This window comes from Sphingomonas paucimobilis NBRC 13935 (genome assembly GCF_000739895.2).
GTDB classification, from domain to species: domain Bacteria; phylum Pseudomonadota; class Alphaproteobacteria; order Sphingomonadales; family Sphingomonadaceae; genus Sphingomonas; species Sphingomonas paucimobilis.
On the sequence record NZ_BBJS01000057.1, the window covers coordinates 42,924 to 57,305 of the forward strand.

Annotated in this window: 15 protein-coding genes; 8 read left to right on the top strand and 7 right to left on the bottom strand. The window is 66.6% G+C overall.

From position 1 onward, the window contains the following. The first annotated feature begins 157 nt into the window (after nucleotides 1-157). Both SP6_RS17510 and SP6_RS17515 read left to right on the top strand, forming a co-directional pair. The gene (locus SP6_RS17510) at nucleotides 158-1,051 is read left to right on the top strand and encodes a DMT family transporter (protein WP_007406522.1); all 894 of its coding nucleotides are present in this window, start codon (nucleotides 158-160) and stop codon (nucleotides 1,049-1,051) included. Next, entirely contained in the window at nucleotides 1,048-1,527 is a 480-nt protein-coding gene (locus SP6_RS17515) for a GNAT family N-acetyltransferase (RefSeq protein WP_007406508.1), read from the top strand. The genes SP6_RS17510 and SP6_RS17515 overlap by 4 nt, the downstream gene beginning before the upstream one ends. A gap of 170 nt (nucleotides 1,528-1,697) precedes the next feature. Here SP6_RS17515 and ppa read toward each other — a convergent pair whose 3' ends face one another. From ppa to SP6_RS17535, 4 genes are all read right to left on the bottom strand, one after another. Then, nucleotides 1,698-2,276 (bottom strand): inorganic diphosphatase, encoded by a 579-nt coding sequence (ppa, locus tag SP6_RS17520; protein WP_007406515.1) that lies wholly within the window; start codon nucleotides 2,274-2,276, stop codon nucleotides 1,698-1,700. Nucleotides 2,277-2,388: 112 nt separating this feature from the next. Next, nucleotides 2,389-4,317, bottom strand: a complete 1,929-nt coding sequence (locus tag SP6_RS17525) for a M61 family metallopeptidase (RefSeq protein WP_007406478.1) — start codon at nucleotides 4,315-4,317, stop codon at nucleotides 2,389-2,391. Between the two features lie 93 nt (nucleotides 4,318-4,410). Beyond that, nucleotides 4,411-5,067 (bottom strand): DUF1345 domain-containing protein, encoded by a 657-nt coding sequence (locus SP6_RS17530; protein WP_007406484.1) that lies wholly within the window; start codon nucleotides 5,065-5,067, stop codon nucleotides 4,411-4,413. Nucleotides 5,068-5,118: 51 nt separating this feature from the next. After that, nucleotides 5,119-6,183 carry a hypothetical protein gene (locus tag SP6_RS17535; RefSeq protein WP_007406519.1) on the bottom strand — a complete coding sequence of 355 codons (1,065 nt, stop codon included), beginning with the start codon at nucleotides 6,181-6,183 and terminating at the stop codon, nucleotides 5,119-5,121. 155 nt (nucleotides 6,184-6,338) lie between these two features. Between SP6_RS17535 and SP6_RS17540 the strand changes: the two genes are divergently transcribed. The 6 genes from SP6_RS17540 to SP6_RS17560 all read left to right on the top strand — a co-directional run bounded on the left by SP6_RS17540 (nucleotide 6,339) and on the right by SP6_RS17560 (nucleotide 11,319). Further along, on the top strand, nucleotides 6,339-6,917 hold the full coding sequence (locus SP6_RS17540; RefSeq protein WP_037569725.1) for a cysteine hydrolase family protein: 579 nt from the start codon (nucleotides 6,339-6,341) through the stop codon (nucleotides 6,915-6,917). 48 nt (nucleotides 6,918-6,965) lie between these two features. Further along, the gene (hisS, locus tag SP6_RS17545) at nucleotides 6,966-8,288 is read left to right on the top strand and encodes a histidine--tRNA ligase (RefSeq protein ID WP_007406526.1); all 1,323 of its coding nucleotides are present in this window, start codon (nucleotides 6,966-6,968) and stop codon (nucleotides 8,286-8,288) included. Next, nucleotides 8,285-9,358, top strand: a complete 1,074-nt coding sequence (gene prfA / locus SP6_RS17550; protein ID WP_007406516.1) for a peptide chain release factor 1 — start codon at nucleotides 8,285-8,287, stop codon at nucleotides 9,356-9,358. Before hisS ends, prfA begins: the two co-directional genes overlap by 4 nt. Before the next feature lie 66 nt (nucleotides 9,359-9,424). Then, complete coding sequence (prmC, locus tag SP6_RS17555; protein WP_007406533.1) at nucleotides 9,425-10,234, top strand: peptide chain release factor N(5)-glutamine methyltransferase; 810 nt, start codon at nucleotides 9,425-9,427, stop codon at nucleotides 10,232-10,234. Between the two features lie 106 nt (nucleotides 10,235-10,340). Continuing rightward, nucleotides 10,341-10,514, top strand: coding sequence for a hypothetical protein (locus tag SP6_RS21080; RefSeq protein ID WP_156146127.1), 174 nt, complete (start codon nucleotides 10,341-10,343; stop codon nucleotides 10,512-10,514). Next, the gene (locus SP6_RS17560) at nucleotides 10,504-11,319 is read left to right on the top strand and encodes a DUF4167 domain-containing protein (protein WP_007406498.1); all 816 of its coding nucleotides are present in this window, start codon (nucleotides 10,504-10,506) and stop codon (nucleotides 11,317-11,319) included. The genes SP6_RS21080 and SP6_RS17560 overlap by 11 nt, the downstream gene beginning before the upstream one ends. A 62-nt stretch (nucleotides 11,320-11,381) precedes the next feature. Here SP6_RS17560 and SP6_RS17565 read toward each other — a convergent pair whose 3' ends face one another. From SP6_RS17565 to SP6_RS17575, 3 genes are read right to left on the bottom strand one after another with little or no spacing between them, the layout of a single operon-like run. Further along, nucleotides 11,382-11,660: a hypothetical protein gene (locus SP6_RS17565; protein ID WP_007406510.1), complete on the bottom strand. Its 279-nt coding sequence runs from the start codon at nucleotides 11,658-11,660 to the stop codon at nucleotides 11,382-11,384. 44 nt (nucleotides 11,661-11,704) lie between these two features. After that, entirely contained in the window at nucleotides 11,705-13,183 is a 1,479-nt protein-coding gene (locus SP6_RS17570; protein WP_007406480.1) for an oligosaccharide flippase family protein, read from the bottom strand. After that, the gene (locus SP6_RS17575) at nucleotides 13,180-14,184 is read right to left on the bottom strand and encodes a glycosyltransferase family 2 protein (RefSeq protein WP_007406487.1); all 1,005 of its coding nucleotides are present in this window, start codon (nucleotides 14,182-14,184) and stop codon (nucleotides 13,180-13,182) included. The genes SP6_RS17570 and SP6_RS17575 overlap by 4 nt, the downstream gene beginning before the upstream one ends. Between the last annotated feature and the right edge of the window lie 198 nt (nucleotides 14,185-14,382).

Consider the following 14,382-nt stretch of genomic DNA (forward strand, 5'->3'; position numbering starts at 1 on the left):
ATCCCTGCCGGCCTGCGGGGAAGTCCGGGACGCTGGGCAAGATGTTGTTCGGGCGAAGTTCTTTTTGTCGCCTGTCGCCACCGGCCGTGGGGCAAGGCGGGCGTGCTATCCACCGCGCCCCTCGCCTTTGGCGCGTGGCCCCGGTAACGGCGGGGGCATGAGCGCGCGCACCTCTCCCGTCATCGCCTTTGCCGTCGCGGCGGCGGGGATCGCCATCTACTCGGTGATGGATACGCTGATGAAGCGGCTGTCGATCGACAGCGGCGCCTATAGCGCGGTGCTGTGGCGGTCCTGGGTCGGAGTGGCGATCATGGCACTGCTCTTCCTGGCCAAGGGCGGTCGTTGGCCGGGGCGGCATGCGCTGACGCTCCACATCGCGCGCGGGGCGACCGGCGGGATTTCGGTCGTGCTGTTCTTCTGGGGACTGGCGCGGGTGCCGATGGCGCAGAGCGTGGCGCTGACCTTCCTGTCGCCGCTGATGGCGCTGTTCCTCGCCGCGCTGACGCTGGGCGAGCGCATCCGGCGCGCGGCGATCCTCGGCTCGCTGATCGCGGGCGGTGGCGTGCTGGTGATCGCGGCGGGCGAGGTGCAGGCGCAGGCTTCGACCCAGGTCGTGCTGGGGTCGCTGGCGATCATCGTGGCCTCGGTCCTCTATGCGGTCAGCCTCGTCCTGCTGCGGCGGCAGGCGCAGGCGGCGGGGCCGACCGAGGTCGCGCTGTTCACCATGTTGGTCATTGCCGTGCTGATGACGCCCGCGGCCCCCTTTGTCGCGAACTGGCCGGCGGCGGGGCAATGGCCCGCGATCGTGATCGCCGCTGCTTTGGGGAGCGTGTCCGCGCTGCTGCTCGCCTGGGCCTATGCGCGGGCGGAGGCACAGGTGCTGGCGCCGGTCGAATATACCGCGTTCGTGTGGGCGGCCTGTCTGGGCTATGTGGTGTTCGGCGAGCATGTCTCGCTGTTCACCCTGGTCGGGGCCGCGCTGATCATCGCCGGCTGTATCGTCGCGGTGCGGCGGCCGGGGCCGGGTCCCCAGAGTGAGGCAGGATTATGACGACCGCCATCCGACCCGCTACACCCGGCGATGTCGCGACCATTTTGGGCTTCGTCCGCGAGTTAGCCGCCTTCGAGCGCGAGCCCGATGCGGTCGCGGCGACCGAGCCGATGCTGGCCGAGGCGCTGTTCGGCGCCCATCGGGCGGCCGAGGCGGTGATCGCCGAGCGGGACGGCGTGGCGGTTGGCTTTGCGCTGTTCTTCCGCAACTTCTCGACCTGGACGGGGCGGCCGGGCCTGTATCTGGAGGATCTGTACGTCACGCCGGCGGCGCGCGGCGGCGGGGTGGGCAAGGCGCTGCTGATCCATCTGGCGGGCATCGCGCGGGACCGGGGTTGGGCGCGGTTCGAATGGTCGGTGCTCGACTGGAACACGCCCGCCGTCGAATTCTACCGTGCGATGGGGGCGCAGGCGATGGACGAGTGGACCGTGCAGCGGGTGTCCGGTGCGGCATTGGAGAAGCTAGCGGGGCGGTAGGTTTCCCTTCGCTCCGTTCAAACGGAGCGAAGTCGAAAGCCACGGAGAGACCGTTCCTCACGTGCCGGGATTGCCGTCCCCCTTCCGCTTTCAGAATCCTTCCCGCCATAGAAAAACGCCCCGGTGCATGGGGGCACCGGGGCGTTTTCCTGAAATCGAAAGCTAAAAGCTTATTCGCGGCCGGGCACGTCGTGGTCGTGCGGCTCTTCACCCTTGGCCTTGGCGTCCTCGTAGCGCTCGATCGCCTCGACGACGATGCGACGCGCTTCGTCCCGGTCGCCCCAGGTGCCGATGCGCACCCACTTCTTCTTCTCCAGGTCCTTATAATGGGTGAAGAAGTGCTCGATCTGCTGGAACACGATCTCGGGCAGATCGTCGCGGCCGCCGACGTTCGAGTAGTACGGGAAGGTCGAGTCGACCGGCACGCAGACCAGCTTCTCGTCGCCGCCGGCTTCGTCTTCCAGGTTCAGCACGGCGATCGGACGCGCGCGCACGACGCAGCCCGGGATGAACGGCGTGCGCGACACGACCAGCGCGTCGAGCGGATCGCCATCGGGGCTCAGCGTGTGCGGCACGAAGCCGTAATTCGCGGGGTAACGCATCGGCGTGTGGAGAATGCGGTCGACGAACAAGGCGCCCGACGCCTTGTCGAACTCATACTTCACCGGCTCGCCACCGGTCGGCACCTCGATCACGACGTTGATGTCGTCGGGCGGGCTCTTGCCGACGGGAATGAGATCGATACGCATCGGTCAGTCTTTCTTTGCCAATGACCGGAAGATTCCTTCCGGTGGAAAAACAATGGCGGGCGCGATAGCGCAACCCGCCATGGCCTGTCGATAGATGTCGGTGAAGACGCGCTCAGCGCGCCTTCAGCAGACGATCCAGCCCGGTTTCGCCGGTGCCGACCTTTTCCAGACGTGGATAACGCGGCCCGCCGGTATAGGCCAGGGTCACGTCGCGGAAGCGATCCTGGTTCTTTATCACCAACTTGACCGGATGCGCCGAATCCTTGGCGGCGATGATCGCCGCCTTCAGCCGGTCGCCCGAATAGGCCTCGCCATTGACCGCCTGGATCTGGGTGCCGACATCGATGCCTGCCTTGAACGCCGGACTGTCCCAAATCGAGCTGGTCACCTCGCCGCTGTTCGACACGATCATGCCCAGCGAATAGCTGACATTCGTGCTGTTCTTTTCGCCCTGCTTGAAGGTCGGGGTCGGCTGGTCGGTATAGACCAGCTTGTAGCCGTTCATAGCGAAGCCCTGGATCGGGGCGGGCTGGCCCGTCTCGGTGATGCGGCGGTGCAGGAAATCGGCCCAGTCATAGGGGACGATCTTGTTCAGCGTGGCGGCGACATCGTCGAACGTATAGGTCACCTCACCCCAGTCGCCGTTGCGGATGCCGAAAAACGCCTTGGCGAAATCGTCGATCGACTTGGTCCCGCCCGACTTCTGGCGGAGCATCGCGTCGACCTCCATCCAGACCATCAGGCCTTCGTTGTAATAGTCCTCCGACCGCTGCCAGCTCGTCCAGCCCTTGGGCTTGCGCGACGAGATGATGGGATCGTTGGTCGTGTCGACCAGGTTGCGCCACTGGCGCGCGGGCGCGGTGTCGTAGATCGCCAGGATCGAGGCATACTGGTCCAGCGTGTCCTGCTTGGACACCATGCCCGAACGCGCCTGGAGCACATAGCCCCAGAACTGCGTCTGGCCTTCATAGACCCACAGCAGCGAGTCGCGCATCGGCGAGCGGAAATCGGGAGTCCACAGGTCGGCCCCGCGCCGGAACTTGCCGTCCCAGCTATGGGTGAATTCGTGCGGCAGCAGGTTGCGGCGACCCGGCCCCGAATCCCATTCGGTGAAATAGCCCGGCGTCACGCCATTTTCGGACGAGCGATGATGCTCCAGCCCGATACCGCCCAGTTGGTCGGTGATCGACAGCAGGAACTCATAATGGTCGAAATGATGCGAGCCGAAGGCCTTTTCGGCCTGTTCGACCAGACGGGTATGCGCCGCGATCTGTTCCGGCTTGGCCGCCAGTTCGCCGGGATTGTCGGCGAAGACGTTCAGCTTCACATTGGGGGTCAGGGGGAAGACCTTGCCGTACTTGCCCGCCAGGATCGGCGAGTCGACCAGGATCTCGTAATTGGTCGTGTCATAGGTGTAGGTCGAACCCGACACCTGCGCCGGCACCGCCCCCGCCGCGGTCCAGCCGGTGGGGAAGGTCGCGGTCATCTGGATCGGGATCTGGCGGGTATAATAGCCCGCCGGATACAGGCTGACCGAATTGGGCTGCAGCGAGATCATGGTCGGGGTGACGGCGATGCGGCCCTGATCGGGCTTGGTCGCCGACAGGAACTGGAACTCGACGTCCAGCGCCTGTGCGCCGGCCGGCACGTCGATATGGAAGGCGAAGACATCGACTGGATCGCGCGTCCAGGGCAGGACCTGGCCGTTCGCCTTGATGACGAGGCCGGCGAGCTTCTCGATCTCGCCGCGGGGGCTATGCGCGCCAGGCAGCCATTTCGGGAATAGCAGCGCCATCGGTCCCGCCTTGGCGACGGGGATCGTCTCCTTCACGCGGAAGATGCCGCGATCGGTGTCGGTCGCGTCGACCACCAGCTTGATCGTACCCGGATAGGGGGTGTCGACCGCATCGGGGATGGTGTTGACGAACGGCGCCTGCGCCACCGGTGCCGAATTGCCGGCGGGAACCTGGGCCATGGCGGGGAAGGCGGTGGTGGCGAGCAGCGACGCGACGAGCAGGGAACGATAGGGCAGGCGGATCATGAAAAGCCTTTTGCGGCGGGAGGAGATGGCGGCAGGTTAGGCACCCGATAGGCCAGTCGTCCAGACCCTTTTGCCCGGCCGGCCGCGCAGGCTTCAGCTATTGCCCAACACATTGACCGTAAAGGCGATGACGCCCAGGTTGAACAGAAAGGCCGCCAGGCACTGCCCCGTCACCACCCGCCGCATCCGGCGCGCGGCGATGGCGACATCGGACGTTTGGAAGGTCATGCCCAGCGTCACCGAGAAATAGAGGAAATCCCAGTAATCGGGCTCGGCGGTGTCGGGGAATTGCAGGCCGCCGGCGTCGCCCTTCTCGCCGGCACTGTAGAAGAGATGCGCATAGTGCAGCGCATAGACGATATTGGAGAACAGCCAGGCGAGGATCAGCGTGGTGACGACCAGCGCGATGGTGACGGTGCTGCTCCGCCCGCGCAACTCGCCGCCGACCGCGACGAGGATGACGAACAGCACCACCCCGCAAAAGACGAGCAGCACGGCGCGATTGGCATCGTTGCGCGCGGCGCGAGCGCGCATCCGCGCGGCCTGTCCCTGACGCAGCAGGGGCACCAGCGAGATGAGGAAGAGAAAGGCGGCCAGATCGAACCCTGCCAATATCCCGCGTGTCAATCCCAGCGGCGGGACGAGCACGACGCCCGCGCCGACCAGGATCAGGGCGAAGGCTATGAATCGCGGCGGTGCGATTCGTTCGCCGATACGGGTCTGCAGGCGTTGCCAGCGGGATAGGGTCATATCGGGAGGATTATGCCGTAACAGGTGGATCTGACCATCCTGCCGATGGGATCAAGGCATGCGGCTGCAGGACGTGGTCTTCGTCATGGGGTGGGACCCCGCCCGACCTACCCAAAAGCGGGCGACACGAAATCCGAAGCCGTTGCAGCGTTCCCAGATCATGGTCGCCGCTGTGGCTTTGGGGTTCGCCTCGGGCGTGGCGCCACGCACCCAGATCACGCCCTCCATCCGCACCCGGTCGGCGGTTTCACCGAAGACGCGCTGCGGCGAGAAGAAATTTTCCCCCGCATGGATGCTCCACAACCGCGCAGCCGCCGCGCCTTGCGTAGCCGGTGTTTCCCCTGGCCAGGAAAAGTCGAGTTTTTCGAGGAAGAGATAAGTGAGCGAGCGGGCGAAATCCTCGCCGCGCGGATTGGCGAACCAAGGCGTGTCATAAGCGTTATAGGCCTCCGCCGCTGCGGCGCGATCGCCCGCCAGCACCGTGCATTTGCCGAGCTGCATGATGTCGTTCCCGGCACGTTCTGCGTTCAGCAACGCGCATGTGGGCATCGTGGCTAGCGCCGTGGCCGCCATCCGCTTGGCAAAGGGCCATGCCAGGGAATCATCGCCGCATCCGTCCGCCGTCGCGTGCCGGATCTTACCGTTATCGTCCACCATTTCGACCCGCGTGCCCCAGCCGTGCAGGCATATCACATGTTGTTTGGTGGGGCGTTGCACCAGCGCCCGGTCGAAATAGCCGCTCGCGCCTTGCAGGTCACGCCATAGCGAAAGCGGCACGATCGCGTTCATCACCGACACGGCACCCTCGCCTTCGCGTGGCTTGGGTGCGCGCCATTCGATACGAGGCTCTTGGGCGGGGGCTCGCGTCACGGTGACGAGACCGACATCATGGCCATAGCCGTCGATGAAGAAGGCGCGCATCATTTCCGTCTTCTGCCGGGCATAGTCCTCGACCGGCGGCGCATCATATCTTGCGCGTTGATCCCGTTCGACCTGAACCGCGCGGCGTTGCTGTTCCACATCGGCATGATCCGGCGGCACCACCGCCGCCGGGGCGTCTTGCGCCGGGCTGGGCAGGACAGGAGCGGCCATCAGGACGAGCGACAGCATGAACATGACCGAATGCTAGGCGCTTAGCCCCGACCGTCCAATGGAGTCTTCATGCTCTATCACGAATGTTGTTGGGCTATATCAAGGCCCGGCTGTACCGGACATGGCAGGATGACCGCCATGACATGGAAGACCTTCGGCTATGGTCGGGAGCAGGTGGCATGAGCGACGCCCCCCATTCCGCCGCACTGATCATCATCGACATGATCAACGACCTCGATTTCGAAGGCGGCGAGCAGCTCCGCGCGCCGGCCGAGGCGGCGGCGCGGCGGATCGTCGCTCTGCGGGACCGCGCCGATGCGGCCGAAGTGCCCGTCATCTACGTCAACGACAATTTCGGCCATTGGCATTCCGAACGCGCCTCGATCGTGGAGCATTGCGATCGCGAGGACAGCCCCGGTCGCGCGTTGATCGCCGCGCTGCGACCGCGCGACCGCGACTATTTCGTGGTGAAGCCGCAATTTTCGGGCTTCTACGCGACCAATCTGCCGGTGCTGCTGCCGCAACTGGGTGTCAGCCGGGTGATCCTGACTGGGGTGGCCGCCGATATCTGCGTGCTGTTTACGGCCGCCGATGCGCATATGCGCGAGTACGACCTGTGGGTGCCGGGCGATACGGTGGCGAGCGAGAGCGACGACCACCGGCAATGGGCATTGGAGATCATGCGGCACAGCATGTGCGCGGAAACCCGTCCCACCCCGGAACTGGCACTGGAGGATTGGCTGTCGGCCGAGCATTGATCGCACTCTAGCGCGCAGGGCTTCGCTTCCCTAGATACCGCCACCTCTATGGCACGGATCGAAACCCCCAAGCGCGTGCGCGGCACGCAGGACATCTTCGGCGACGAGCAGCGCCGCTTTGCGGAGGTGCTGCGGACGTTCGAGCAGGTCCACGAACTTTACGCCTTCCAGCGGCTCGACCTGCCGGTATTCGAGGATACGCAGGTCTTCGCCCGCTCGATCGGCGAGACGACCGATGTCGTGTCGAAGGAGATGTACACCTTCCCCGATCGCGGCGGCGACATGCTGACCCTGCGGCCGGAGTTCACGGCGGGGATCGCCCGCGCGTACCTGACCGAAGGGTGGCAGCAATATGCGCCGCTTAAGCTCGTCACCTCGGGCCCGGTGTTCCGCTACGAGCGCCCGCAAAAGGGCCGCTATCGCCAGTTCCACCAGATCGACGCCGAAATCCTGGGCGCGGCCGAACCGGCGGCGGATGTCGAGCTGCTGGTCATGGCCGACCAGCTGCTGCACGAACTGGGCATCGCCGAGGGCGTGACGCTGCAGCTCAACACGTTGGGCGATGCCGAGACCCGCGATGCCTGGCGCGACGCGCTGGTCGCGCATTTCGAGGCGCACCGCGACCAGCTGTCCGAGGACAGCCTGGTGCGGCTGGAGAAGAATCCGCTGCGCATCCTCGATTCCAAGGACCCGCGCGACCGGCCGATCGCCGATGCCGCGCCCGATATCGACGCCTATCTGACGCCCGAGGCGCGCGCCTTCTTCGAGGCGGTGACGGCGGGGCTGGACGCGGCGGGCGTGGCCTGGACGCGCAATGCGCGGCTGGTGCGCGGGCTCGATTATTATCGCCACACCGCCTTCGAGTTCGTGACCGACCGGCTGGGTGCGCAAGGGACCGTGCTGGCCGGCGGCCGCTATGACGGGCTGATCGAGTCGCTGGGCGGTCCCGCCACGCCGGGCGTGGGCTGGGCGGCGGGGGTCGAGCGGCTGGCAATGCTGCTGGACGAGCCGGCCAAGCCGGTCATCGACGCGGTCGTCGTGCCGATGGGCGCGGCGGCGGAACTGCGCGCGACCGGCCTCGTCGCCGAGCTGCGCCGGGCGGGCGTCGCCACGGACATGGCGTTCCGGGGCAATATGAAGCGCCGCATGGCCAAGGCGAACGACCAGGGGGCAAGCTACGCGCTGATCCTCGGCGACGATGAACTTGCGAACGGCCAGGTGCAGGTGAAGGCGCTGGCGACCGGCGAGCAGGCCACGGTGCCGCTGGAATCGGTATCGCAGAGCATCTTCGACCTCCTTTTCGGGGATGCGGTCGCGACTGAGCATGGCGCCCAGCTTCCCTCGTTGGCGCAGCGCCTGACCACCGCATGAAGACCATCTCCGCCGAACGCATCGCGCAGATCGAGGCGCGACGCGACGAATTGCAGGCGATGATGGCGACTGGCGACCTGCCGTCGGACCGCTTCGTCGCGGTGTCGAAGGAATATGCCGAGCTGGAGCCGGTCGCCAACGCCGCCGCCGAAGTGCGCCGGTTGCGGCAGGAGGCCGATAGCCTGACCTTCATGACGCAGGACGGCGATGATGAGCTGCGCGAATTGGCGGCGGAGGAACTCCACGCCAACCGCACCGCGCTGGCGGCGGCGGACCGGCATCTGGCGCTGGCGCTGCTTCCCCGCGACGCTGCCGACGAGCGTGCCGCCATGCTCGAAATCCGCGCCGGCACCGGCGGCGACGAGGCCGCCTTGTTCGCGGGCGACCTGTTCCGCATGTATCAGCGCTATGCCGAACGGCAGGGCTGGCGGGTCGAGGTGATCTCGGCCTCCATCCCCGACACCGGCGGCTACAAGGAAGTCGTCGCCTCGGTCGCGGGCGCGGGCGTGTTCGCCAAACTGAAGTTCGAATCCGGCGTCCACCGGGTGCAGCGCGTACCCGTCACCGAATCGGGCGGGCGCATCCACACCTCGGCGGCGACTGTCGCGGTACTGCCCGAAGCGGAGGAGGTCGACCTCCAGATCGACGACAAGGATCTGCGCATCGACATCTATCGCTCGTCGGGCGCGGGCGGGCAGCACGTCAACACGACCGACTCGGCGATCCGCATCACGCACATCCCGACTGGCCTCGTCGTGATCCAGCAGGACGAGCGCTCGCAGCACAAGAACCGCGCCAAGGCGATGAAGGTGCTCCGGACCCGGTTGTACGAGGCCGAACGCGAGCGACTGGCGGCGGAGCGGGCGGGGACGCGCCGCTCGATGGTCGGCTCGGGTGACCGGTCGGAGCGGATTCGGACGTACAACTTCCCGCAAGGCCGGGTGACCGACCACCGGATCAACCTGACCCTCCACCGCCTGCCCGAAATCCTGGAAGGCGAGCTGGATGAACTGATCGGCGCGCTGCTGGCGGAGGATGAGGCCGAACGGCTCGCCGCGCTCGATGGGTGAGGGGGGCTCCCCCTCAACTCTGACACGCGCCACCCCGGCCTTCGCCGGGGCGGTAGGAATGACATAGTGGATGCCCGCACCGCACTGGCGCAAGCCGCTTCGCGTTTCGCCTTCTCGCCCACCGCGCGGCTCGATGCCGAGCTGCTGTTCGCCCACGCCTTGGGGATCGAGCGTAATGCGCTGCTGCTCGACCTCACCCGCACCGTGCCCGATGGCTTCTGGCCGCTGGTCGAACGCCGCGAGGCACAGGAGCCCGTCGCCTATATCACCGGCACACGCGGTTTCTGGACGTTGGACCTGATGGTCGGCCCCGGCGCGCTGGTGCCACGCGTGGATAGTGAAACGCTGATTGCCGCCGCGCTTCAGCATTTCGGTGGCCGCCGGCCCGCCACCTTGCTCGACCTCGGCACGGGGCCCGGCACGTTGCTGCTCGCCCTGCTCGACGAGTGGCGGGAAACGAAAGGGCTCGGCGTCGATCGCTCGGCCGAGGCACTGGGCTATGCGCGCGCCAATGCGGCGGCGTGCGGCCTGGCCGACCGGGCACGGTTCGTACTCGGCGACTGGGCGGCGGCGCTGACCGGCCCGTTCGACTGCATCGTCACCAATCCGCCCTATATCGGCACCGGCGAAAGCCTGTCGCACGAGGTGCACGGGTTCGAGCCGGCCTCTGCGCTGTTCGCCGGCGAAGACGGCCTCGACGATTATCGCAAGCTCGCCCCCGAACTGCGGCGCTTGGTAGCGCCCGGCGGCGCCTGCGTCGTCGAGATCGGGCATGAACAGGCCCCCGCCGTCACCGGCCTGCTGGAAGCGCAGGGTCTTCGTGTCGCGCTTCACCGCGATCTCGGCGGGCGGCCGCGTGCCCTGCTGGCGCATTGAACAATTGCGGTGACCCCCCATATTTCGCTTGTAGGACCCGGCCCCGACCCGCTACAGCGCGTACAGGGGCTCGCGAACATCGACACCTTACACCTGGGTTTCAGGGGTGGTTGATGTCGGGCCGATGCCCGTACCCTTCGTCATGCAGTCGCTGCTGTCCGGCGGCCGTGGCAAGCGCCTCACGGGGCGCGAGAGCTTCGCATCGCGCGACACGCGCGCGGTGCCGGGAAAAGTGGACCTTGTTGGTTTGACGACTAAGGACGAACAGCTTGATCAATAATCGGCAGGCCGGCCGCCGTCGCGGTCGTGGTGGCGGCAATAATGGTGGGCAGCGTCCGGGTGGGAACCCTGGTCGCCCCGACAATGGCAATCGCATCGACAACCGCGCGCGCGGCAACGCCAACCAGCTGTACGAAAAGTACAAGAATCTGGCGGCCGAGGCGCAGCGCCAGGGCGACCGCGTCAACACCGAATATTATTGGCAGTTCGCCGATCACTATTTCCGAGTGTTGAGCGAAAGCCGCTCGCGCTTCGAGGAACAGAATCAGCGTCGCCAGCGCGAGGAATCGCGCGACGATCAATATGACGACGGCTTCGACAACGACGCCGAGGATTATGGCGACGAGGGCGATCCCATCCGCCCCGGCGAACAGCAGGGCGAGGCGGAACCGCGTCGCGAGCGCCAGCCGCGTGAGACGTATCAGCGCGACAATCAGCCGCGCGACGAGCGCCCGCGTCGCGACCGCGACGATCGTCCGCGTCGGGAACCCCGCGAGGATCGCCGCCCCGTCCGTGCCGAACAGCCGGTCGTGGCCGAAGCGGCCGAAGAGGTGCAGGCTCCGGTGACCGCCGAGGCCGCTCCCGCCCCCCAGGCCGAGCAGGAAGCGCCCCGCCGTCGCGGTCGTCCGCGCCGCGAGCGCCCCGCCGAGGCGCAGGATGCGGGCGAGACGACCGGCTTCGACGCCGACCGCCTGCCGCCCTCGCTCGGCGTCGCGCCCGAGGCGGATGCGGCTCCGGAGGAAAAGCCCCGCCGTCGTCGTGTTCGCGCGGCCGCCCCGGTGGAGCCGGAGGCGGCGGCGGGCTGATCGCCCCCGACGCTTCGGATCGATAAGGGACCGGCCTCCGCCATGATGCGGGGGCCGGTTTTTTAGGGACGCCGGTCGACATCCTCGTCATGCCCGGTCCCCGAGCTCAGAAACACAAGCCCCATCAGTGCGCCGGTCAGCATCACCGTGCCGCCAATGCCGCCGATCACCCCCAGCATCGTCACGCCGTTGAGCGGACCGTAAATTTCGGCCAGCGCGATCATCGCCCCCGCCACGGCAATGGCGGCGGCCAGCGTCATCCAGGCCATGATGGTGCGGAACCGCGCCCAGGCAAAGGCCGCTTGTTCGGGATCGTCGAGGCCGGAGGGCGGCGGTTGCATGGCCCGACTATGGGTGCCGCCACGCGGTGCGGCAACCCTGGGCGTCAGGCGTTCGCGCGACCGGGGCGACGGCTCAGCCGCGTCCAGACCCCGGCGACGATCGCATTGATCTCCAATCGGATCGGGTGGCGCAGCACATAGACCACTGCCAGCCAGGCCAGCACGCCCATCACCGCCGCGCCGCTGAGCAGCACCAGCCCCACCGCCTCGGGCGCGGCGACCCAGCGATAGATGGCGAGCAGCGGCGCCACGGTCGCCAGCGTCGCGATCAGGCTCTGCGCATAGACGATCACCATACCCCGCCAGGCAAAGCCGGTCAGCCGCCGAATCAGGCCGACATAGAGCAGGAACCAGATCGCCCCATAAGCGATGCGCGACGCGGCCGCCGTCTCCAGCCCCGCCATCGCGCCCAACAGCAACAGGCCGATCGAGGCGGTGGTATCGAGCATGTTGAGCACGACCAGCCGTCGGATCCTGCCGAGCAGGATGGGCAGTTCGACATGCAGCGGCAGCGCGGCGAAGAATATCTGCCCGATCGCAATCCAGGCAAGCAGCGGGGCGACCCCGGCCCAGCGCGGACCATAGAGCATCAGCACGATCGGCGTCGCGGCGGCGGCCAGGAACGCCATAGCGGGCCAGGTCGCCGCGCTATAGGCCGCGACCACCCGCTGATAGGGGGCGGCCAGATCGGCGCCGGTATCGCGCAGCCGGGCAAAGGCGGGGTAGAAGACGCCGTCGACCGCGCCGCTGACCAGCATCTGCAACTGCGCCGCCAGGCTGGAGGCGCGGCTGAACAGGCCAACGGCGGTCAGCGTCAGCACGCGACCGATGACCAGATCGGGGCTGCGCGTGCCGATCGCGCCGCTGATATGGAGGAGCGAGCTGTTCGATCCGAAGCGGAGGATCGGCCCTACGCCTTTGAGGCGCGGGGGGAAGGGCGGTCGGATGCCCGAACGCCACTGGCCGATCAGCGCGCGCGCGACCTGCTGCGCGACGGACGCCCAGGCGAGGGCAAAGGCCGAATAGCCGGCCCAGGCCAACCCCAGCGAGAAGGCGGCATTGACGATCGCCGCACCTACATTGACCAGAAACAGCGAATAATAGTCCATCCGCCGCTGGAGCATCGCGCTCGGCACAATCCCGAACGGCACGACCAGATAGGAGCCGGCGATGATGAGCAGCAACGGCGTCAGCCGGACATTGTCGTAGAACCACGCCACCGGCCAGGCGAGCACGAAGATCAGCAACCCGATCCCGAGGGCAAAGATCAGCGAGACCGAGAAACAGGTCTCGACCTGCGCCTCGGTCAGGTTGCGCTCGCCCGCCACGAACCGGCTGATGCCGAAATCCTGAAGCACCGACACCAGCATCGCCGCCGACAGCGCGATCGAATAAAGCCCCATTTCGGGCGGCGTCAGGAAGAAGCGCGAGATCAGCACGCTGACCACGAACTGGATCGAAAAGGCGATATATTGCGACCCGATCGACCAGAGCGCCGCGCCGCGGATCGACGATCCGCTCATCCCTGGGCCAGGGCTTTGGCCAGGCGCATTGCTGCGACCGGCTTGCCGCTGCGCGCCAGACGCGCGACCGCGCGCCACAGGCCCGGCACGCGCGCACGGCGATCCTGCTTCGTGTCGCGGACATGCTGGGCGATCAACGGCAGGCCATCGCCCGCCAGCGATTCGGGATGGTAGAGAATGCCGCGCGTCACCTCGGCGCGCACCGCTTTGGCGACGCCGGTACGACCAAAGGCCGCGTCCAGTTCATCGACCGGGGGCAGTTGCGTCCAATGCTCGGACGGATCGGGGCGTCCCGCGACCCGCTCGGCGCGCGCCAGACGGGCGACCGCCGCGCCATAATGCTGCGCCAGGACATGGCGATGCGACACCTGGGTGGTCGAATAGCGATAGAGCATCAGCCGTTCGGGCAGATTGGCCATGCGCGTCCGCTCATCCAGCCGCAGCCAAAGGTCATAATCCTCGCAATGGCGATAGGCGGCGCGATAGCCGCCCACCATCGTGACCAGCGAACGGCGCATCATGACCGAGGGGTGGCATAACAAAGGTCCGGCTTCGAGTGCGGCCTGGACGGCATCCGCCTCGACGGGATGATCGATCGTCCAGTCGGGGCGTGGCTCACCGGTTTCGGTGATCCCGATCACCCGCGTCCCCACCACCCCATGATCGGGATGTGCGTCGAGAAACGCCACCTGCCGGGCAAAGCGCTCGGCCAGCGCAATGTCATCCCCATCCATACGCGCGATATACTCGCCACGCGCCTCAGCGATCATCAGATTGAGGCTGGGGATCAGACCGCGATTGGGCTGATGGACCGCCCGAATGCGCGGATCGCGCTCGGCAAAGGAATCGATGATCGCGCGGGAATCATCGGTCGACCCATCATTGACGATCAGGAGCTCGAAATCGCCGAAGCTCTGCGCCAGCATGCTGTCCAACGCGGCCGCCAGATAGGGGCCATTGTTATAAACGCTCAAGGCGACGGTGATGCGGGGCGACGTCATGCTCGTATCACCGGACTCCTAAAAGCGATGGGCTAAACAGGCTCTTAAAGGCTGTGCGACAAAGCGCCTAATCCCGAATGGCTCAAAGGTTCCGCGCAGGCGAAAGGCTATCCGGTCCGCTAAGCAACTGAAAAATAGTGGGAATGCAGTTTTTTACGATTTCATGGCAATTTTTGTGTTGACCCGAATCGGGGTGGG

Bases quoted from the DNA above. Each gene is read 5' to 3' on its own strand.
- SP6_RS17515 (WP_007406508.1), top strand. From the start codon at position 1,048: ATGACGACCGCCATCCGACCCGCTACACCCGGCGATGTCGCGACCATT.
- prfA (WP_007406516.1), top strand. From the start codon at position 8,285: ATGAAGACCATCTCCGCCGAACGCATCGCGCAGATCGAGGCGCGACGC.
- hisS (WP_007406526.1), top strand. From the start codon at position 6,966: ATGGCACGGATCGAAACCCCCAAGCGCGTGCGCGGCACGCAGGACATC.
- SP6_RS17565 (WP_007406510.1), bottom strand. From the start codon at position 11,660: ATGCAACCGCCGCCCTCCGGCCTCGACGATCCCGAACAAGCGGCCTTT.
- SP6_RS17540 (WP_037569725.1), top strand. From the start codon at position 6,339: ATGAGCGACGCCCCCCATTCCGCCGCACTGATCATCATCGACATGATC.
- ppa (WP_007406515.1), bottom strand. From the start codon at position 2,276: ATGCGTATCGATCTCATTCCCGTCGGCAAGAGCCCGCCCGACGACATC.
- SP6_RS17535 (WP_007406519.1), bottom strand. From the start codon at position 6,183: ATGTTCATGCTGTCGCTCGTCCTGATGGCCGCTCCTGTCCTGCCCAGC.
- SP6_RS17575 (WP_007406487.1), bottom strand. From the start codon at position 14,184: ATGACGTCGCCCCGCATCACCGTCGCCTTGAGCGTTTATAACAATGGC.
- SP6_RS17525 (WP_007406478.1), bottom strand. From the start codon at position 4,317: ATGATCCGCCTGCCCTATCGTTCCCTGCTCGTCGCGTCGCTGCTCGCC.
- SP6_RS17510 (WP_007406522.1), top strand. From the start codon at position 158: ATGAGCGCGCGCACCTCTCCCGTCATCGCCTTTGCCGTCGCGGCGGCG.
- SP6_RS17570 (WP_007406480.1), bottom strand. From the start codon at position 13,183: ATGAGCGGATCGTCGATCCGCGGCGCGGCGCTCTGGTCGATCGGGTCG.
- SP6_RS17530 (WP_007406484.1), bottom strand. From the start codon at position 5,067: ATGACCCTATCCCGCTGGCAACGCCTGCAGACCCGTATCGGCGAACGA.